20 protein-coding genes are annotated in these 17,796 nt (G+C 61.5%); 10 read left to right on the top strand and 10 right to left on the bottom strand.

Annotated features, from left to right (window positions below):
- The first annotated feature begins 8 nt into the window (after window positions 1-8).
- Window positions 9-932, top strand: coding sequence for a LysR family transcriptional regulator (locus AYR47_RS28095; RefSeq protein ID WP_016976427.1), 924 nt, complete (start codon window positions 9-11; stop codon window positions 930-932).
- Here the strand turns inward: AYR47_RS28095 and AYR47_RS28090 are convergent.
- Window positions 877-1,539 (bottom strand): TetR/AcrR family transcriptional regulator, encoded by a 663-nt coding sequence (locus AYR47_RS28090; protein ID WP_033900994.1) that lies wholly within the window; start codon window positions 1,537-1,539, stop codon window positions 877-879. The genes AYR47_RS28095 and AYR47_RS28090 overlap by 56 nt on opposite strands.
- 121 nt (window positions 1,540-1,660) lie before the next feature.
- Between AYR47_RS28090 and AYR47_RS28085 the strand changes: the two genes are divergently transcribed.
- From AYR47_RS28085 to AYR47_RS28075, 3 genes are all read left to right on the top strand, one after another.
- Window positions 1,661-2,878, top strand: coding sequence for an MFS transporter (locus AYR47_RS28085; RefSeq protein WP_033900996.1), 1,218 nt, complete (start codon window positions 1,661-1,663; stop codon window positions 2,876-2,878).
- 94 nt (window positions 2,879-2,972) lie between these two features.
- Window positions 2,973-3,767, top strand: coding sequence for a DNA/RNA non-specific endonuclease (locus AYR47_RS28080; protein ID WP_033900997.1), 795 nt, complete (start codon window positions 2,973-2,975; stop codon window positions 3,765-3,767).
- A gap of 72 nt (window positions 3,768-3,839) precedes the next feature.
- Entirely contained in the window at window positions 3,840-5,051 is a 1,212-nt protein-coding gene (locus tag AYR47_RS28075) for a YeeE/YedE family protein (protein WP_033900999.1), read from the top strand.
- 1 nt (window position 5,052) lies between these two features.
- On the opposite strand, the gene AYR47_RS32365 is transcribed toward AYR47_RS28075, so the two are convergent.
- The gene (locus tag AYR47_RS32365) at window positions 5,053-5,214 is read right to left on the bottom strand and encodes a DUF2986 domain-containing protein (RefSeq protein WP_080642368.1); all 162 of its coding nucleotides are present in this window, start codon (window positions 5,212-5,214) and stop codon (window positions 5,053-5,055) included.
- Window positions 5,215-5,353: 139 nt separating this feature from the next.
- Here AYR47_RS32365 and panB point away from each other — a divergent pair, with 139 nt between their 5' ends.
- Window positions 5,354-6,169, top strand: a complete 816-nt coding sequence (gene panB, locus AYR47_RS28070; protein WP_033901002.1) for a 3-methyl-2-oxobutanoate hydroxymethyltransferase — start codon at window positions 5,354-5,356, stop codon at window positions 6,167-6,169.
- Here panB and AYR47_RS28065 read toward each other — a convergent pair.
- Genes AYR47_RS28065 through AYR47_RS28055 form a run of 3 tightly spaced genes read right to left on the bottom strand, consistent with a single transcriptional unit; the run spans window position 6,157 to window position 9,155 of the window.
- Window positions 6,157-7,551, bottom strand: a complete 1,395-nt coding sequence (locus AYR47_RS28065; protein ID WP_061449132.1) for an aminotransferase-like domain-containing protein — start codon at window positions 7,549-7,551, stop codon at window positions 6,157-6,159. The genes panB and AYR47_RS28065 overlap by 13 nt on opposite strands.
- A 6-nt stretch (window positions 7,552-7,557) precedes the next feature.
- The gene (locus AYR47_RS28060; RefSeq protein ID WP_061449131.1) at window positions 7,558-8,076 is read right to left on the bottom strand and encodes a DUF2569 domain-containing protein; all 519 of its coding nucleotides are present in this window, start codon (window positions 8,074-8,076) and stop codon (window positions 7,558-7,560) included.
- 38 nt (window positions 8,077-8,114) lie between these two features.
- Window positions 8,115-9,155: an alpha/beta hydrolase family protein gene (locus tag AYR47_RS28055; protein ID WP_061449130.1), complete on the bottom strand. Its 1,041-nt coding sequence runs from the start codon at window positions 9,153-9,155 to the stop codon at window positions 8,115-8,117.
- Between the two features lie 132 nt (window positions 9,156-9,287).
- Here AYR47_RS28055 and msrA point away from each other — a divergent pair, with 132 nt between their 5' ends.
- Window positions 9,288-9,794, top strand: coding sequence for a peptide-methionine (S)-S-oxide reductase MsrA (msrA, locus tag AYR47_RS28050; protein ID WP_016976437.1), 507 nt, complete (start codon window positions 9,288-9,290; stop codon window positions 9,792-9,794).
- A gap of 54 nt (window positions 9,795-9,848) precedes the next feature.
- Here msrA and AYR47_RS28045 read toward each other — a convergent pair whose 3' ends face one another.
- The 5 genes from AYR47_RS28045 to AYR47_RS28025 form a co-directional block, all read right to left on the bottom strand.
- Complete coding sequence (locus AYR47_RS28045; protein ID WP_061449496.1) at window positions 9,849-10,295, bottom strand: hypothetical protein; 447 nt, start codon at window positions 10,293-10,295, stop codon at window positions 9,849-9,851.
- Window positions 10,296-10,319: 24 nt separating this feature from the next.
- Window positions 10,320-10,835, bottom strand: a complete 516-nt coding sequence (locus AYR47_RS28040) for a hypothetical protein (protein ID WP_156487836.1) — start codon at window positions 10,833-10,835, stop codon at window positions 10,320-10,322.
- 145 nt (window positions 10,836-10,980) lie between these two features.
- Window positions 10,981-12,231, bottom strand: coding sequence for a flavin-containing monooxygenase (locus tag AYR47_RS28035; RefSeq protein ID WP_061449128.1), 1,251 nt, complete (start codon window positions 12,229-12,231; stop codon window positions 10,981-10,983).
- A gap of 20 nt (window positions 12,232-12,251) precedes the next feature.
- Entirely contained in the window at window positions 12,252-12,698 is a 447-nt protein-coding gene (locus AYR47_RS28030) for a type II 3-dehydroquinate dehydratase (RefSeq protein ID WP_061449127.1), read from the bottom strand.
- Window positions 12,699-12,715: 17 nt separating this feature from the next.
- Window positions 12,716-13,138 carry a RidA family protein gene (locus AYR47_RS28025; RefSeq protein WP_016969985.1) on the bottom strand — a complete coding sequence of 141 codons (423 nt, stop codon included), beginning with the start codon at window positions 13,136-13,138 and terminating at the stop codon, window positions 12,716-12,718.
- A 182-nt stretch (window positions 13,139-13,320) separates the two neighbouring features.
- Between AYR47_RS28025 and AYR47_RS28020 the strand changes: the two genes are divergently transcribed.
- The 4 genes from AYR47_RS28020 to AYR47_RS28005 all read left to right on the top strand — a co-directional run bounded on the left by AYR47_RS28020 (window position 13,321) and on the right by AYR47_RS28005 (window position 17,783).
- Window positions 13,321-14,295: a LysR family transcriptional regulator gene (locus AYR47_RS28020; RefSeq protein ID WP_033901019.1), complete on the top strand. Its 975-nt coding sequence runs from the start codon at window positions 13,321-13,323 to the stop codon at window positions 14,293-14,295.
- A 214-nt stretch (window positions 14,296-14,509) separates the two neighbouring features.
- Entirely contained in the window at window positions 14,510-16,027 is a 1,518-nt protein-coding gene (locus AYR47_RS28015) for an amino acid ABC transporter permease/ATP-binding protein (protein WP_033901021.1), read from the top strand.
- 26 nt (window positions 16,028-16,053) lie between these two features.
- Entirely contained in the window at window positions 16,054-16,926 is an 873-nt protein-coding gene (locus AYR47_RS28010; RefSeq protein ID WP_061449126.1) for a phytanoyl-CoA dioxygenase family protein, read from the top strand.
- 26 nt (window positions 16,927-16,952) lie between these two features.
- Window positions 16,953-17,783: an ABC transporter substrate-binding protein gene (locus AYR47_RS28005; RefSeq protein WP_061449125.1), complete on the top strand. Its 831-nt coding sequence runs from the start codon at window positions 16,953-16,955 to the stop codon at window positions 17,781-17,783.
- Window positions 17,784-17,796 lie beyond the last annotated feature (13 nt).

The following is a 17,796-nucleotide window of genomic DNA, read 5'->3' as shown; positions in this document are numbered from 1 at the left end:
TCACCCCTATGAAGCGCCATTTCGAAGATTTGCAGCTGGGCAGTATCGAACTCTTCTGCCTCGCCGCCGAAGCCAGCAGCTTCACCGCCGCCGCGCAGGTGGCGGGTGTCACCCCGGCGGCCGTGAGCCGCAGCATCTCGCGCCTGGAAGAACGCCTGGGTTCACGCCTGTTTGTGCGCACTACCCGCAGCATCCGTCTTACCGACAGCGGCCGGACCTTTTTCGAGCAATGCCGCCAGGCCTTGACCCAACTGGTGGAGGCGCAACAGGAAGTGATGGGCGCGCAGGCCGTGCCGTCGGGCTTGCTGCGTATCAGCATTCCCACCACCTACGCCCATCACCGCTTGCTGCCGCTGCTGCCCAGGTTTCGCGCGCTGTACCCGCAAGTCACGGTGGATATCCACATCAGCAACCGCAATATCGACTTTGTCGCCGAAGGGTACGACCTGGCCATCCGTGTGCGCGCCCAGCCGGACTCGTCGCTGATTGCCCGCCTGTTGGAAGACGGCGAACTGGTAGTAGTGGCATCGCCGTCTTACCTGAAGCGCGCCGGCATCCCACAGACGCTGGAAGATTTGCCCACCCACGAATGTATCCAGTACGAACTGCCGAGCAATGGCCGGCGCATCTCCTGGTTGTTCCAGGTGGATGGCAAGCCGCAAGAGTATGCGGGGGAGGCGGGGTACAGTTGTTCCGACGATGTGCTCGGCGGCGTGACCCTGGCCAAGCATGGCGCGGGGTTGTTTCAGACCTACAAGTTCATCGTCGAACAGGAACTGGCAAACGGTAGCCTGGTGGAGGTATTGCAACCGTTTGGCGGGCGTTCGCGGCCGTTTACCTTGTTGTATCCCCATGGGCGCTATGTGCCGCATCGGGTTAGGGCGTTTGTGGATTTCCTGATGCAGTGTCGGGACGAATGGGCGGCGCCGTAGAGGCCGCGATATCCCAGGTCAGCAGGAGTTGGCTGATTGCCGCGTCGATAGTGACATGGGGCACGTTGTCCCGCGCCAGGATCGAAACTCCCTGCAGGAAGCTGTCAAACACCGTCGCCATCACCGCCGGGTTGACCGTCTGCGGCAATTGCCCCAGACGGATCGCCCGCTCCACACACGCCACAATCCCCGCACGGGTGCGTCGCCGCGACTGGGTCAACCCATCCGCCACCCTTGTGTTCTCCGGGCTCGGTGCGCTCATCACCCCCAGCGCCACCATGCAGCCCTTGGGGTGGCCGTCTTCGCACTGCATGCGCGCTGACTGGCGCAGCGCTGTTTCAACCGCCTGACGCGGTAACAGGCTTTCGTCCCACAGGCATTCGGTGACTTGGGCGTAGGTCGCCAGGTAACGCTGCACGCACTCGTCGAACAGCGCCTCTTTGGAGCCGAACGCCGCATAAAAACTCGGTGCGGAGATGCCGCCACCCAGGCCAGCCTTGAGCTGGGCGAGGGAGGTGGCGTCGTAGCCGTGCTGCCAGAACAGGTGCAAGGCCTGGTCCACGGCGTGTTCGCGGTCGAAAGTGCGGGGGCGGCCCATCTGTGCCATGTCAGGTCTCCGGTGGATAGCGAGATAGATACTAGTCGATACATAAGTCGTTGACAACGTGATGTGCGCGCCTGCAACATTTATATCGATCAGTATCTAAGTCCCGCTCAAGGAGTTTTCCGTGACACCCTCACTTACGTTATCGGCGTCATCCGACCGCTTGCCCATCGGCGCTTTGCTCGCCCTGGCCATGACCGGCTTCATCTGCATCGTCACCGAAACCCTGCCGGCGGGCCTGTTGCCGTTGATCAGCGAAGGATTGGCGATTTCGCCGTCGATGGCCGGGCAGATGGTCACGGCCTATGCGTTGGGCTCGGTGCTGGCAGTGATCCCCATGACCATCGCCACCCGTGGCTGGCGGCGGCGCAATGTGTTGCTGCTGACCATCGTCGGCTTTTTGCTGTTCAACTCGATCACCGCGTTGTCGTCTCACTACGGCGTGACACTGGTGGCGCGGTTCTTTGCCGGTGTGGCGGCGGGGTTGGCCTGGAGCCTGCTGGCCGGTTACGCCCGGCGCATGGTTGCGCCACACCAACAGGGCAAGGCACTCGCGCTGGCGATGGTCGGTACACCGATTGCGTTGTCGTTGGGTGTGCCGTTGGGCACATGGCTGGGTGGGCTGGTGGGGTGGCGCACGACCTTTGGCCTGATGTCGGCGGCAAGCCTGGTGCTGATTGCGTGGGTGCTGGTGAAAGTCCCGGACTACGCGCCTCAACCGGCGCACCAACGGCTGTCCCTGGGCAAAGTGTTGACCACGCCGGGCGTGCGGCCGGTGCTGGCGGTGGTGATCAGCTGGATGCTGGCGCACAACATTCTCTACACCTACATCGCGCCGTTCGTAGCGCCTGCCGGATTGGCAGAGCGGGTTGACCTGGTGCTGTTGGTGTTCGGGGTGGCCGCGTTGGCGGGGATCTGGCTCACGGCCAAGTTGGTCGAGCCACTGCTGCGCCAGACCGTGCTGGTGAGCCTGGTGACCTTCGCGGCGATAAGCCTGGTGTTCGGTTTTCTGGGCAATGTGCCCGAGGTGATCTATTTCGGCGTAGCGGTGTGGGGCCTGAGTTTCGGCGGCGCCGCGACCCTGCTGCAGACCGCCCTGGCCGATGCGGCGGGGGATGGCGCGGACGTGGCGCTGTCGCTGAATGTGGTGGCGTGGAACAGCGCGATTGCCGGCAGCGGTGTGGTCGGCGGCGTGTTGCTGGACACCTGGGGCGTGGCGTCGTTTCCATGGGCGATGCTGGTGTTGATCGGCGTATCGCTGGTGATCGCCTGGGGGGCCAGTGCCCACGGTTTCACGCCGGGCGCGCGGGATGCGGGAAAACCTACAGCGGTCGGGCACTAATCTGACATTCGTTAGTCAATAATCCTCGCAATATCATCCACTTGGCTCCGCTCGGCGGAGCCTGCCGCTTCACTTCCTTTCGAAGATTTAATGCATGTACCTACGCAAAATTGCCGTTGGGCTGACCGCCCTTGTTTTGCTTTCCTCTGGGGCCAACGCCCGAAGCTTGCCGGACCTCTATTCCAAGCAGGAAAAACAGCTCAGCTTCGACAGCTGCGCCGACCTGTTCCCCGCCGACCCGATCAAGACCGCCACCGTGCCGGCCGCAATGAAACCCCTGGCCCTGTGTTCCGACCATTTCGCCGTGCTCTACTCGCAAACCAGCAAGACGCCACTGGTGGTGGTCGAACGCCTGAATGCCGCACTCCTGAAGGACGCCAAGGGCGAGGAGCGCACCAACCAGTTCTACGCCGATCCGCGCATTCCCAAAGGTGGCCGTGCAGAGTTGAGCGACTATCGCGCCCAGCATCCCGCCGTGGACCGTGGCCACCAATCCCCAGCCGCCGACGCGCCGAATGCCAACGCCATGGCGCAGTCGTTCGCGCTGTCGAACATGGTGCCCCAGGACCCCACGAACAACCGCAAGATCTGGAGCAAGGTCGAGGCTGACGTGCGCAAGTTCGCCTTGCGCGCCGGTGGCGATGTGTACGTGTTTACCGGCCCGCTGTTCGACCCTGGCTACGGCACCATCGGCGCCAACAAGGTCTGGGTGCCGACGCGCCTGTTCAAGCTGGTGTACGACGCTTCCAGCAAACGTGCCTGGGCGTATGTGCTGCCCAATGCCGAGACGCGCATTCAAAAACCGATGGATTATGAGACGTTTGTGAAGAGCACCGGGCTCAGGTTGTTGGGGGATCTTCCGGTGTTGGGGTCCGTGGGGCGGAGTTGACCAAGCCCGCTCACCACAATGTCTTGCCTTGGGGTTTATACTCGCGCCCATTCAAATCTACCGAGATATCCCATGAACACCTCTGTTCCTCTCGCTCCCGCGCGCACGCCCGTCGCGCCGTTGGTGGCCTTTATCATCCTGGTGCTGGGCGCCCTGTTCCTGCAAAACAGCGTCGGCTCGCACCAGGTGTTGTTGCTGGTGGTCGGTGCGGCACTGGGTTTGACCCTCTATCACGCCGCCTTCGGATTCACCTCGGCCTGGCGCGTGTTCATCAATGATCGCCGTGGCGCCGGCTTGCGTGCGCAGATGGTGATGCTGGCGATTGCGGTGATGCTGTTCTTCCCAGCATTGGGGGCGGGCAGTTTGTTTGGGCAGCCGGTGGTCGGGCTGGTGGCGCCGGCCGGGGTGTCGGTGGTGTTTGGGGCGTTCATCTTTGGCATCGGCATGCAGTTGGGCGGCGGCTGTGCGTCGGGCACGCTGTTCACCGTGGGCGGCGGCAATGCGCGCATGCTGGTGACATTGTTCTTCTTTATCTGTGGCTCGCTGATCGCTACGCACCACGTGGACTGGTGGTTTGCGCTGCCGGCCTTCCCGGCGGTGTCCATCGTCAAGAGCTTCGGCGTGGTGCCGGCGATGGGCCTGAGCCTGGTGGTGTTTGCGATCATTGCAGTGGTGACCGTGCGGCTGGAGAAGGCTCGTCATGGTCAATTGGAAGAGGGGGTGAAAAGCGAGCATCAAGGCCTGCGCCGCTTCGTGCGCGGCCCGTGGCCATTGGTGTGGGGCGCCATCGGCCTGGCCTTGCTCAACTACGCCACCCTGGCACTGGCGGGTCGGCCATGGGGCATTACCTCGGCGTTTGCGTTGTGGGGCGCCAAAGTTGCCAGCGGCCTGGGTGTGGACGTGGCCAGTTGGGCGTTCTGGCAGATGCCGGGCAACGCCAAGGCGCTGGCTGCGCCGGTGTGGGAAGACATCACCAGCGTGATGGACATCGGCATCGTCCTCGGCGCGCTGTTGGCCGCCGGCCTGGCCGGGCGTTTCGCCCCCAGCCTGAAGATTCCGGCGCGTTCGCTGGTGGCAGCGGTGATCGGCGGCCTGTTGCTCGGCTACGGCTCACGCCTGGCGTACGGCTGCAACATCGGCGCGTACTTCAGTGGCATCGCCTCGGGCAGCCTGCATGGCTGGGTATGGCTGGTGGCGGCGTTCATTGGTAACAGCGTGGGCGTGCGGTTGCGGCCGTTTTTCTTCGCGGGTGAGCGGCCGCAGGTGGCGTTAAGCGGTTGCTGAGTCAGTCCTGAACGGAACTGTCTGGCGCCTGAGCCGCTTCAGCCGCCAGCTTTTCCCGGTCCGCCTTGCTGATGTATTTATCCTTTTTCTTCGGCGCCAATTTGGCGTTGGCCTTCTTGGCTTTTTCCTTGAAGAGCTGCTGGAGTTTTTTCTGGCGGTTCATGGGGTTCTATCCGGGTTGTTCAGGCTCGGGATGATACCAGCTTCGCCCACTGGGTCGCTTTTTAGCGCCGATCTGTGCATTGAATCGCCTGTCCTTTCGCCAATAATCGGGTGTTCCACTGCACAACGGAAGACACTCGATGAGCCTCCACACCCGCACCAAACGCCTGACCGTCCCGCAATTGGTCGCCATGAAGGGCCAGCAGAAGATCGTTTCCCTGACGGCCTACTCCAGCACCATCGCCAAGCTGATCGACCCGTGGGTCGATTTCATCCTGATCGGTGATTCCACGGCCATGGTCGGTTACGGCCGGTCTTCGACCTTGAGCATGCAGCTTGAAGAAATCATCGGCCACACCCGCGCTGTGGTCGACAGCACGCGCCTGGCGTGTGTCATTGCCGACATGCCGTTTGGCAGTTATCAGGAATCCAACGAGCAGGCCTTTCGCAATTGCGCGCAGGTGTTGGCGCGCACCGGCTGCGATGCGGTGAAGCTGGAGGCCAACCAGGCCTTGGCCGGGACCGTCGAGTTCCTGGTGGCGCGGGGAATTCCGGTCATGGCGCATGTGGGGCTGATGCCGCAGTTCGTCAATGTGATGGGCGGCTTCAAGGCCCAGGGCCTCACCGCCGAAACCGGCGCGCGGATTGCCGAGGACGCGCGGGCCAATCTGCAGGCGGGTGCGTTCAGCCTGGTGCTTGAGGGCGTGGCTGAAGGTGTGGCCCGTCAGATCACCCTCGACTCAAAAATGCCCACCATCGGTATCGGCGCGTCACCGGCCTGCGACGGCCAAGTGCTGGTCACTGAAGATGTGCTGGGCCTGGGCGGTGAACACCTGCCGCGCTTCGTCAAACAGTACGCGGATGTGGGGGCAGTGATCCGCGACGCCTGCGAGCGGTTTGCCGAAGACGTACGCCATGGCCGTTTCCCTGAGGCGCGGCACTGCTACGGGCTCTGACGAACCGCCTGCGACAACTGCTCCATGGCCTGGGCGATATTCTTGCTCCAATCGAGGGTGAAGCTCAGGCGCAGGTGCTGTTTCCAGCTGCCTTGCTGGCTGAACAGTTCACCAGGGGCAATCACGATGCGCTCGGCCAGCAGGCGTTCGAACACCCGGGGCATGTCGACCGGGTGCGTGGCCTCAAGCCAGAAGCATGCGCCGCCCTGTGGAATCGTCCCCTCAAACGCGCCATTGGCGTACTCGTCCAGCAGGGCTTTCATGCGGGTCATGCAGTCGTGCAACAAGGCCCTCAGTTTGTGCAGGTGCGCGTCGATGCGCTTGGACGTGAACAGCTTGGCGATCGCTTTCTGACGGATCGGTGAGAGGCGAAACGCCCGCTCCAGGAACACACGCTGCAACTGCGGCCCACACCCACGGCACAGCACATAACCGTAGGGGGCCTCCGAGCCGATCACCTTGTCGAACGTCGAGAAAACCAAGAGTTTCTGCGGGTCGGCAAAGTCACGGTAGCGCGCCGGCTGGGTCGCGAAATACAAGTCGCCGTACGTGTCGTTTTCGAACAACCAGATAGCCCGTGCCGCCAGCCACCGGCAGATCTGCTGTTTATCCTCGGCCGGCATGCGGCTGCCGTGGGGAATGTTCACGGTGGATGACAGTACCGCCAGGCGGATGGGCTCACGTTCGAGCAGTTCATTGAGCACGCGCAGGTCGAAGCGGCCGTCGGCGTCGAGGTGCAGTTCGATCACGCGGATGTTCGCCGCCTGCAACTGGCGCAGGATCGCCCACGAACACGGTGACTCCACCAGCGCCACGCTGCCCGCGAGGTCCAGGGCATTGAGCGATAGCTCCAGCACGCTGTGCAGGTCTGCGCCGATGTACACCTGATCGGCCTGCCAGTAGTTGTCCGTGGCACGGGTGTAGCGTTCGGCCAATGCCGCGCGCAACTCGGGCTCGCCGAAGGGCAGGTACTGCGGTGTGAGGGCGCGCGGGTAGTGGCGGGCCAGTTCCCGCTCGATCATCAGCAACGGGTTTTCCAGCGACAGCAGGATGGCCGGGACGTCGGCGCTCAGGGCCAGCATGCCCGGTTGGCGGGAGGTGGCGAAGACCTGATCGAGCAGGTTGGATGAGCGTTCAGTCGACAGAGGCGCCGGCGTCAAACGGGTGAAATAACCCAGCTTGGGCTTGGCGACGATTCGGCCTTCATCCTCCAGCAGCGAATAGGCGTACTTGGTCGTCGACACCGACACGCCGAGGCGCTGCGCCAATTGGCGCAGCGACGGCAGTTTTTGCTCGGTTTGCGCAGGGCTGGCCTCGATTAACTCGACGAGGTAGCGATACACCGCTTGATAGGCGAAGGCGCGGTGCTTGGGGTTAGCCATGCGTGTTCAAGAGGTGACGGTCGCGTGCGCGTCAGTGCTCTGCGGCTTTTGCATGACAAACGTTGCCTTTACCCGTTTGGATACCAGCATGTAAGGCACCCATACAAACAAGGCGAACAATGCCCGTGCCATTTCTTTTGCGGTGTTGTTGTCGAAGATGGGTTTATCCACCAGAACGAAGGAGCACGCCCAGGCATCAAGAGGCACGAACACAACCGATGCAATCACCGTGGCGATATAAACCTTGGGGAACAGGTAATGCTTGGTGAAGAACAGATAGACCAAATAAGCGTAGGTGGCCACAAACAATCCGTTGATCAGCGTTTCTGAAATCAGGATCGGCCCCCACAGTGGGCTATACAGGGGCAATCCCGGCGTACTGACGGCGGTGAATGTGCCGTTTGTGAAAATCGGGTAATAAATGGAGAGGAGGTTAAAGCTCAGGCGGATAATCGAGATGAACAGACCTATCCCGACCAATATGAGCCAGCCGCTTAGACCCTTTAAATCTTTGCTTTCTTGCATGTCGCGCTCCGTGGGTGACTAACGTTTCGAATCATTGATCAATGGCTGGACGATTGGCGCAGAAACGCAGTGATCAGTTCTATCACCTGTAGTTGGATTTGCGCCCTCGGCCGAGCGCCCTCACCATCCCGGCAAATCATGCCATCGCCCGGCGAGCTTTCTTCAATCAACTCCATGCCGCGAGGCTTGCAGATCGACATGAACGTGAAGTGAGTGGCATCGCCGATCTCCACGTACTGAGTCGAGGCTTTGGGCAGGCGCTTGACCAACGCGGCGGACTCCAGGTTAGGGTCCATGTCCTCTGTGGGCACGCCACCCGCAATCACCAGAGCCGGCACCGGAAGGGCGGCGAGACTGGCGTCGGTGAAGCCAGGTGCGAGGCCCAGGTCCAGGGACACAATGGCGGTGACGCGTTTGTCGCTCAAGTCAGCGGCCAGGTGGGCTTTGCCTTCGGGCGTGCCAGCGGGGTTCATCTCATGGTAGCCAATGCAACCGCCGAGCTTGGGGTGTGCGTTGCAGGCTTGGGTGAACAGGTCGGGATCGAAGCGTGCGCCGGCAATCTCCAGCACGGTCCAGCCGCCGAGGGAGTGGCCGACGGCGGCAATGCGATTGTTTGCCACCGCGCCAAATTGCTTGGGCTGGGCCAGGACCGCGTCAATGGCGCGACTCAGGTCGGCCGGGCGCTTCCATAACTGAGCGGCGGCCTGCGGGCTACGGTCCTTGGTGGTGGTGCCGGGGTGATTGACCGCCGCCACGATGTACCCTTTGTGCGCCAATGCACTGGCCAACCACACCTGTTTGCCCCAATTACCGCCGTAGCCGTGGGAGAGCACGACCAAAGGATGCTCACCGGCAGCCGGTGGTGCATCTGTCACCGCGAGGGCGCCGATGAACACCCCGTTGTCGGCGATCAGTTGGGGTTTGGCGGTGCTTGCAGCGGGATACCAGACCACCATTTCCAGCGGGCGGCTGGTCTGCGCGTCGGGCAGGGTGGTGGTTTTGAAGCCGACGGGGCTTTCGGCCGCGAGGGCGGGCGTGGTCAGGCAAAACACAAGCAGGGCGCGCAAGGCGGTTTTCATTGTTGTTATCTTCCTTGATTTTGGTCGCGCATCATTACCTGAAACCGATCGTCTGGGTACCCCCCTTTACCCTTGGTATTTGCCAATACAGCCCCATAACTTGCCTGTATTCATTGCGCGGAAGAACCGACCATGACCAACCCAACCGAAACCGCCATCCTCGCCGGCGGCTGCTTCTGGGGCATGCAAGACCTGTTGCGGCGTTACCCCGGCGTGCTGCACACCCGCGTCGGCTACACCGGCGGCGATGTGCCGAATGCCACCTACCGCAACCACGGCAACCATGCGGAAGCCATCGAGATCGTGTTTGACCCGGCGGTGATCAGCTACCGGCAGATTCTGGAGTTCTTTTTCCAGATCCATGACCCGAGCACACCGAATCGACAGGGCAATGATCGTGGGCCGAGTTATCGCTCGGCAATCTATTACCTGAGCGAGCAGCAACGGGACGTGGCCGAGGATACGGCAGCGGATGTGGACGCCTCGACATTGTGGCCGGGTCGAGTGGTGACCGAGATTGAACCGGCTGGGCCATTTTGGGAGGCGGAGCCGGAGCACCAGGATTATCTGGAGCGGATTCCCAATGGATACACCTGCCACTTTATCCGGCCGAACTGGAAGCTGCCGAAGCGCGGTTAAGACAGCGCAACGGCAAAAAAATGAAGGGGGCGGATCAATCCGTCCCCTTCACGGTCAGCCCGCACAGGTCTGTTTGTCGATTTCGAACCGCCCCACTTCTTTTTCGTTTTTGCTGCCAAAAATATAAATCAAGGTGCCGCCCAGTGTGAGGATTGACGAGTCTTTAGGCATCTGCGCGGCGCAAACAGCCTGTGTGATGTCGGAGAATGTCGCGTCCAGGTCAAAGCTATCGGGCTGGGTATCGTAATTGACCAGCGTGTAGTAGAACTTTATCGCGTGACTGTTGGCCGCTTCCGCCCGGTCGAACCTGATGTCCTCGTTGACCATCCAATTACGAGCCGTCGTTCGCGCGGTCAGGATGATCAGGTCGCTGAGGTAGCTGGGTTTACTAGGCTCAGGTGTTTCTTCGAAGGCCTGTTTTATCAGCACGCCGGCCAAGCCAACAAACAGCAAACCCCACGCCGAATACCAAAACACTTTCTTGGTTTTTTCTGTTGCCACGTTATCGTCTCCTTGACCCTTCACTTATTTCCTTAAATCCCCGACGGCCAGGACCTGCGGTGCATATTGGAGGTACCACGCACGTTGACCGACAAGCAGGTCGCGGGCGAGTTCGAGCTCTCGCTCGGACATGGCGGCATAAACCCGCTCACTGCGGTCAACGTGTTGCACTTGGTTGTTGACCACTGTGTAGAGCGCCCAGCCTTTGCTTTCCATGCATAGGCGGCTGCCCTGATTGATGATTTGCGCTTCGGTGTAGCCCAGGGAGCGAAAGACCTGCACACCCTGGCCATTCTTTTGGTAAGTAGCGACCTGAAATTGAACACAGGTGTTCAGGCTTTCGCTGAACTGTGTAGCGGAAGACACGTTGTGAGGCACTTTGAAATAGACGTTGCCATCCTTGAAGTCCATATCCGCTCGATCGGAGACCACGCTTTGCGCAGAACTTAAATAACGGGCCTGAGGCGTCGAGGTCGATGCACAGCCGTTGAGGAGGCTGCCAACCACGGCCAGCGTAAGCAGAGAAAGGGTGATTCGCATCGAGACGTCCTTGAGGTGTTTCCCAGGTAAATCCATTGGCCATTGAGGCCGGGCATAGCGCAGCTTTGGAAGGGCAGTGGCGCAGTGCGCAATGTTGACACAAACAGGGCTTTAACCGAAGAAACGGCTTCGTAGTGATGGGGGATCAGCGCTTTTCGTACGCCCTGTACTCGTTCTGCAGCACGATATGGTCCGCCACGTACTTCGCATCGTGCCAAACCCCATAGATAAACGACGATGCGCGGTTTACCAGATTCGGCAACCCCAGGAAGTAGATGCCGCTCTGCGCGGAGATCCCGCGTTTGTGGAACGGCTCGCCTTTCTCATCGAATGCATCGACCTTCAACCAGCTGAAATCGAACGTGAAGCCAGTGGCCCAGAGAATCGTGGTCACGCCCGCTTCAGCCAGATCCAGGCTCAACATCGGATTCACCAGGCACTCAGGATCTGGCAACAACTCCCAGGCCTGCGGCTCCGGCGGAAACGGCAAGCCGTTGGCCTCGATATAGGCGTCTGCATCGCGCAGCACATCAAAGTAGGCGCGATCCCCTTCAGCCACGTTCCCGGCCAAGCCCGGTTGGAAGGTCATGACGCCGTCTTTCCAATCCTGGGTGACGCCCACCAAGTGAATCCCTTGGTGGGCCAGTCGGCGGAAGTCGACGGTCTTGCCACCTTCATAGCCACTTACTGCAAAGGCCACGTGTTTTTTCTTCGGCTGGATTTTGACTTCATCCCACAGGCCCAACGCACCCAGCCACCAACAGTAGTCACGGCCGCGATAGGCGCGGGGCGGGCGGTAGTGTTCGCCCACCGAGAGGTACACGGTCTTGCCGGCCTTTTGCAGTTCTTCGGCGATTTGTGAGCCGGAGGCCCCTGCGCCGACGACCAGTACAGCGCCTTCAGGGAGTTGACCGGGGTTCTTGTAGCTGGACGAGTGCAGTTGGTGCAGCGGCGCGGTGGTCGGAACGATGTTTGGGATGGAAGGGCGCTGGAACGGGCCGGTGGCTGCTACCACATTGGCGGCTTCGATCACGCCGTCCGATGTCGTCACCTTGAAGCCGGGTCGCCCCACATGACGTTCTACCTGCTGTACTTCTACTCCGGTGCGCACGGGGGCCTGCAACTTGTCCACGTAGGCTTCGAAGTAGTCGGCCATGCGTTCCTTGGGAGGAAAGGCTTCCGGCGAGATGCCCTCGAATGTGAGGCCGGGAAACCGGTCATGCCAGGCCGGGCCGTTGGCGACCAGGGAATCCCAGCGCTCCGAGCGCCAGCGTTCGGCGATGCGGTGGCGTTCCAGCACGATGTGCGGCACGCCCATCAGCGACAGGTGTTCGCTCATGGCGACGCCGGCCTGGCCTGCGCCGACGACCAGGGTGTTGATTTTTTCGACGGACATAGGCGGTTCCTGCACAGTCATTAGGCGGTTTGGTCCAGCAATTCGGCCACGGCCGTCAGTGCCAGTTGGTAACCCAGCGCCCCCAGCCCGGCGATCACACCGGTGGCGGCCTTGGACACGTAGGAGTGGTGCCGAAAGCTTTCGCGCTTCCAGATATTGCTCATGTGCGCTTCGATGATCGGGCCGTCGAAGGCCAGCAGCGCATCCAGGATCGGCACCGAGCTGTAGCTGAGCCCGGCGGCGTTGATCACGATGGCGTCGGCGTTCAAGCGTGCCTCTTGAATCCAGTCCACCAGCACGCCTTCATGGTTGCTCTGGCGAAAGTCCAGGGTCAGGCCCAATGTCGCGGCGAGGTCTTGGCAGCGGGCTTCGATGTTGGAGAAGCTCTCGCTGCCATAGGTGCCGGTTTTGTCCAGGCCGTAGAGGTTGGCGTTGGGCCCGTTGAGGAAAAACACGGTGTGGGTCATGGCGTACTCCAGGTTATTCAGGGCTGCCAGTCATCCGGCACAACCGCAATCACGTCGATTTCCATCAACCACTCCGGCTGGCCCAAGCCTGAGATCACCAGTCCGGTCGAGATCGGGAATACGCCTTTGAGCCACTTGCCGACTTCCTGGTACACCGGCTCGCGGTAGCGCGGGTCGATCAGGTAGGTGGTGGTCTTCACGATGTGCGACAGGTCAGAACCCGCCTCTTCCAGCAGTTGCTTGACGTTCTTCATTGCCTGTTCGGCCTGGGCGCGCGGGTCGCCCAAGCCCACCAGGTTACCGTCGAAATCGGTGCCGATCTGACCGCGCACATAGATGGTGTTGCCGGCGCGCACGGCCTGGCACAGGTCATTGTCCAGCGCCTGGTTGGGGTAGGTCTGTTGGGTGTTGAACATGCGGATGCGAGTGTGGGTCGGCATAACGGCAACTCGTGGGAAACGGGATGCAGCCAGCTTCACACCGGCCCGATTGCAACGAAACCAGCATTTGCGCGGGGTAGTGCTTAGGAAAAACCGAAGCCCGTGCAGGTCATCGGTTTGCGCGTGACCCGGCACGAACCCTGCAACGCACCCGGTACAGTCATTGTTGAGGGGCAGGCGTGATGCTCAGTCGTATTACTCAGCGTCAACTGGAGTATTTCGTTGCGTCGGGAGAGGCGGGCAGCATCAGTGCGGCCGCTGAACGCATCCATGTGTCGTCGCCTTCGATTTCGGCGGCGATCACCCATATGGAGGCCGAACTGGGCATCCAGCTGTTTATCCGCCACCACGCCCAGGGCATTTCCCTCACGGCGGTGGGGCGCCTGGTGATGCAGGAAGCCAAGCTGATCCTGGAGCAGATGACCAACCTCTACACCATCGCCTCGGAGTCCTTGAACACTGTGCGCGGGCCGTTGCGGGTCGGCTGCCTGGCGTCGCTGGCGCCGATGATCACGCCGGAACTGGTGTTTGGTTTCGGCCGTGCGTTTCCCGGTGTGCGGCTGACGCAAGCCGAAGGCAACCATGAGGAACTGCTGGAAAAGCTGCGCAGTGGTGAGCTGGATATCGCCCTCACCTACGACCTGGTGACCAGCCCGGACATCGACTTCCAGCCCCTGGCCCAGCTGCCGCCGTATGTGATGGTCGGCGAGTATCACCCGCTGGCGAACTCGCCGGCCGTCAGCATGCAAGACCTTGAGGCTTACCCGGTGGTGCTGCTCGACACGCCGTGGAGCCGCGACTATTTCCTTAGCCTGTTTATCCAGGCCGGCACCACGCCGAACATCATCATGCGCTCCACCAACCTCGAAACGGTGCGCGCCATGGTGGGCAACGGCATCGGCTATTCCTTCGCGAATGCGCGGCCCAAATCGAACCTGTCCCAGGACGGCAAACGGGTGATCCGCCTGCGCCTGGCCGGTTCACACCGGCCGATGCGCCTGGGCTACGCCACTGCCTGCAACACGCAGCCGTCGCGGGTGGTGTCGGCGTTTGCCGAGCGCTGCCGCATGTTTGTGTCCGACCAGTACATCCCCGGCATGGCGCCGCCGAGCTTTTTTGATCCGCATGCGGTGCGGGTCTTGAGTGGGGTGAGCTGATTTCCTCAGGTGTTCGCACCAAAAAGTGGCGAACGGGTCTTTTTGGGGCTGCTTCGCAGCCCAACGCGGGGCAAGCCCGCTCGTCACACACAGCCTTCTGGGCTGCATAGGTTCTGCCTACCCAGTGCCCCGGCTTTTACGAATTGACCCTAAGTGCCTCCCCCCACGACTCTGAACCCATCGATGTAGATCAACTTCTCAGGGCACAGCGACGATGACATTCGACTGGAATTACATGTTTGGCTTGCTGGGCGATGCCGAGTTCTGGCGTGCGACGTGGACGGTGATCAAGCTCAGCACCCTGACCTGGGTCTTGAGCATCGGCCTGGGCTTTCTGCTGGCGCTGGCCAAGCAGTCCAAGCATGGCCTGCTCAGCGTGCCGGCGCGCGGTTACATCTGGCTGTTCCGCAGCCTGCCGCTGCTGGTGCTGCTGATCTTTATCTACAACCTGCCGCAAGCGTTGCCCGGCACCTCGGCGGTCCTGGCCGACCCGTTCTGGTCCGGCCTGCTGGCGCTGGTGATCTGCGAGACCGCCTACGTGGCCGAGATCCATCGCGGTGGCCTGCTGTCGATCCCCAAGGGGCAGGGCGAAGCGGCACGGGCACTGGGCCTGAAGTTCTTCGGCACGCAATGGCGCGTGGTGATTCCCCAGGCGTTGCGGGTGGCGTTGCCGTCGCTGGCCAACGAATACATTTCCATCGTCAAGCTCACCTCGTTGGTGTCGGTGATTTCCCTGACCGAGATCCTGATGGTCGGCCAGCGCCTGTATTCGCAGAACTTCCTGGTGATCGAGACCATGGCGGCGGTGGCGTTCTTCTACGTGTTCATCGTCACGGTGTTCGACTTCCTGCTCAAACGCCTGGAGCGCTTTCTCGACGTCAACCAGCGCAACGTGTCCCGTGTTCCCGATGCGGCGGTGCTGGCCCTGGCCACCCAACAGCGCACCGCCTTGGCGCGCCCGGCCACCAACGGCGAACCTGCGTTGCAGGCCGCGCGGCTGCACAAGGCCTACAACGATATCGAGGTGCTGGGCTCGGTCAACCTGCAGATCCAGCCCGGTGAAGTGGTGTCGGTGATCGGCCCTTCCGGCTCTGGCAAAACCACGCTGATCCGCCTGCTCAATGGCCTTGAGCAACTGGACAACGGCGAGATCAGGATCAATGGCCAGCCATTCATTCACTTGAACAAAGTCGGCGCGCAGAAACCCCAGTACATCGAGCACGCCGAGCACCGCCTGAACATCGGCATGGTGTTCCAGAGCTTCAACCTGTTCCCGCATTTGAGCGTACTCGACAACCTGCTGATGGCGCCCAAATACCATCGCCTGGGCGCGACCTCCGAGCTCAAGCAACAGGCCTACGCGCTGCTGCACAAGGTCGGCATGCTCGATCACGCCTGGAAGTACCCGCACCAGCTGTCCGGCGGCCAACAGCAACGCGTGGCCATCGCCCGCGCCCTGATGATGCGCCCGCAGATCATGCTGTTCGACGAGCCCACCTCGGCCCTCGATCCAGAGAAAGTCAACGAAGTGCTGCAAGTCATCGAAGCCCTGGCCGAGGAGGGCATCACCATGGTGATCGTCACCCACGAGATGAACTTCGCCTTCAAGGTCTCCGACCGCATCGTGTTCATGGAGAAGGGCCGCGTGGTCTGCGACGACACGCCGGGCGCCTTGCGCAGCGGCCACAACCCACGCGTGGAGGCGTTCCTCAAGGACGTCTCGCTGGCGTGACCCCCTCAACGTTCAGGAAAAACACAATGATCGAGCAAGCGCACATCGAACAATTCCAGCGTGACGGTTTCTTGGTGGTCGAAGGCGTGTTGTCGCCGGAGGAAGTGGCCGCGTTGCAACACGATTTCGACCAGTGGGTCGAAGAAAGCCGCAGCCATGAGCAGGGTTGGGGTGCCACCGTCGATGGCCGCGAGCGCTTTGACTTGGAGGGCGATCACCGCGCCGATCACCCGTCGCTGCGCCGGGTGAGTTCGCCCACCGAGATTTCAGCGGCCTATGAGCACATAGCGTTGCACTCACGCATGGCGGCGATTTCCGCGCAGTTGATCGGCGCCCATGGCACACGCTTTCACCACAGCAAGATCAACTCGAAACTGCCCCACACCGCGACCCAGGTGAAGTGGCACCAGGACTTCCTGTTCACGCCCCACAGCAACGACGACATCGTCACCGCCTTGCTGATGGTCAGCGAAGTGACCCCGGAAAACGGCCCGCTGAACGTGATCCCCGGCAGCCATAAGGGCCCGTTGTGGTCGCACTGGCAGCACCAGCGGTTCACCGGCTCGGTGGACGACGCGGTCGTCGAAGAACACTGCCAGCAACCGGTGGCCTGCTACGGCCCTGCGGGCTCCGTGTGCTTCATGCACACCCGTCTGCTGCATGCTTCCAGCCCCAACGAGACCGAACTGCCGCGCACTCTCTTCATCAGCGTGTACGCCGCTGAAGACGCGCTGCCATTCGGCGAAAACCCTCTGCCCAGTGCACATGCCGGCCTGCTGGTGGCCGGTGAAGAAAGCGGCTTGGTGCGTTCCACCGAAAACCACATGCGCTTGCCGCAAAAGCCGCGTGGCGCCTCGTTCTTCGTGCAACAGGCGGGACAAGATTGCGCCACTGCCTAACCCCCTAAACCTTGCAGGTAATCACCATGACAGCGTTTCGTAAAAGTGTTCGTCCCCTTGCCGTGTGCCTGCTGGGCGCAGCGGTTGCGATGACTTCGTTGGCGGCTTCGGCGTTCCAGCAGGACGGCAAGATCATCGCCGGTTCCGACGTAACGTTCTTCCCGTATGAGTACATGGATAACAACAAGCCCGCAGGCTTTGACATCGAGTTCATGGACGGCCTGGGCAAGGTCATGGGCCGCAAGGTCGAGACCCTCGACACGCGGTTCCCCAACCTGATCACCGGCCTGCAAGCCGGGCGTTTCGATGTGACCAACTCGTCGATGTACATCACGGCGGAGCGGGTCAAGGTCATCGACATGATCCCTTACCTCAAGAGCGGCGAGTCGATCCTGACCCTTAAGGACAGCAGCTTCCAGCCCAAGACCCCGGAAGAGTTCTGCGGCCACAAGATCGGCTCCATGGGCGCCACATCCTGGCTGGCGCAGATGAACAAGCTTTCCACCGAGTACTGCGTGGCTAAAGGCTTGAAGCCGATCCAGATCAGCGAATACAGCACCGACCCGCAAACCACCCAGGCCCTGCTGGCCCACGCGGTTGAAGCGCAGATCACCGACGCCGCCGTGGCCCGTGGCGTGATCGACAAACTCGGCAGCCGCGTGGTGATTTCCTCCGACACCCTGATCTACCCGGTGCTCAACGGCTTCGGCGTGAAGAAGGGCAATGACACGGTGAAAAAGGCCCTGATCGAGGGCCTGGAAAAATACCGCGCCACGCCGGAATACGCCGCCTTGCTCAAGAAGTACAACTTCCAGGCACCCACCGATGCCGACATCGCGGCATTGATGCCGAAGTAAACCCATCAGCGCG

The sequence above is a fragment of the Pseudomonas azotoformans genome (assembly GCF_001579805.1).
GTDB classification, from domain to species: Bacteria; Pseudomonadota; Gammaproteobacteria; order Pseudomonadales; family Pseudomonadaceae; genus Aquipseudomonas; species Aquipseudomonas azotoformans_A.
Note: the sequence above shows the minus strand (reverse complement) of the source record. Positions and strands in the feature narration are given on the sequence as shown.

What these genes read in the sequence shown, in the direction of transcription:
- AYR47_RS28095 (WP_016976427.1), top strand. Translation starts at nt 9, where the DNA reads ATGAAGCGCCATTTCGAAGATTTGCAGCTGGGCAGTATCGAACTCTTC.
- AYR47_RS28090 (WP_033900994.1), bottom strand. Translation starts at nt 1,539, where the DNA reads ATGGCACAGATGGGCCGCCCCCGCACTTTCGACCGCGAACACGCCGTG.
- AYR47_RS28080 (WP_033900997.1), top strand. Translation starts at nt 2,973, where the DNA reads ATGTACCTACGCAAAATTGCCGTTGGGCTGACCGCCCTTGTTTTGCTT.
- AYR47_RS28075 (WP_033900999.1), top strand. Translation starts at nt 3,840, where the DNA reads ATGAACACCTCTGTTCCTCTCGCTCCCGCGCGCACGCCCGTCGCGCCG.
- AYR47_RS32365 (WP_080642368.1), bottom strand. Translation starts at nt 5,214, where the DNA reads ATGAACCGCCAGAAAAAACTCCAGCAGCTCTTCAAGGAAAAAGCCAAG.
- panB (WP_033901002.1), top strand. Translation starts at nt 5,354, where the DNA reads ATGAGCCTCCACACCCGCACCAAACGCCTGACCGTCCCGCAATTGGTC.
- AYR47_RS28065 (WP_061449132.1), bottom strand. Translation starts at nt 7,551, where the DNA reads ATGGCTAACCCCAAGCACCGCGCCTTCGCCTATCAAGCGGTGTATCGC.
- AYR47_RS28060 (WP_061449131.1), bottom strand. Translation starts at nt 8,076, where the DNA reads ATGCAAGAAAGCAAAGATTTAAAGGGTCTAAGCGGCTGGCTCATATTG.
- AYR47_RS28055 (WP_061449130.1), bottom strand. Translation starts at nt 9,155, where the DNA reads ATGAAAACCGCCTTGCGCGCCCTGCTTGTGTTTTGCCTGACCACGCCC.
- msrA (WP_016976437.1), top strand. Translation starts at nt 9,288, where the DNA reads ATGACCAACCCAACCGAAACCGCCATCCTCGCCGGCGGCTGCTTCTGG.
- AYR47_RS28040 (WP_156487836.1), bottom strand. Translation starts at nt 10,835, where the DNA reads ATGCGAATCACCCTTTCTCTGCTTACGCTGGCCGTGGTTGGCAGCCTC.
- AYR47_RS28035 (WP_061449128.1), bottom strand. Translation starts at nt 12,231, where the DNA reads ATGTCCGTCGAAAAAATCAACACCCTGGTCGTCGGCGCAGGCCAGGCC.
- AYR47_RS28030 (WP_061449127.1), bottom strand. Translation starts at nt 12,698, where the DNA reads ATGACCCACACCGTGTTTTTCCTCAACGGGCCCAACGCCAACCTCTAC.
- AYR47_RS28025 (WP_016969985.1), bottom strand. Translation starts at nt 13,138, where the DNA reads ATGCCGACCCACACTCGCATCCGCATGTTCAACACCCAACAGACCTAC.
- AYR47_RS28020 (WP_033901019.1), top strand. Translation starts at nt 13,321, where the DNA reads ATGCTCAGTCGTATTACTCAGCGTCAACTGGAGTATTTCGTTGCGTCG.
- AYR47_RS28015 (WP_033901021.1), top strand. Translation starts at nt 14,510, where the DNA reads ATGACATTCGACTGGAATTACATGTTTGGCTTGCTGGGCGATGCCGAG.
- AYR47_RS28010 (WP_061449126.1), top strand. Translation starts at nt 16,054, where the DNA reads ATGATCGAGCAAGCGCACATCGAACAATTCCAGCGTGACGGTTTCTTG.
- AYR47_RS28005 (WP_061449125.1), top strand. Translation starts at nt 16,953, where the DNA reads ATGACAGCGTTTCGTAAAAGTGTTCGTCCCCTTGCCGTGTGCCTGCTG.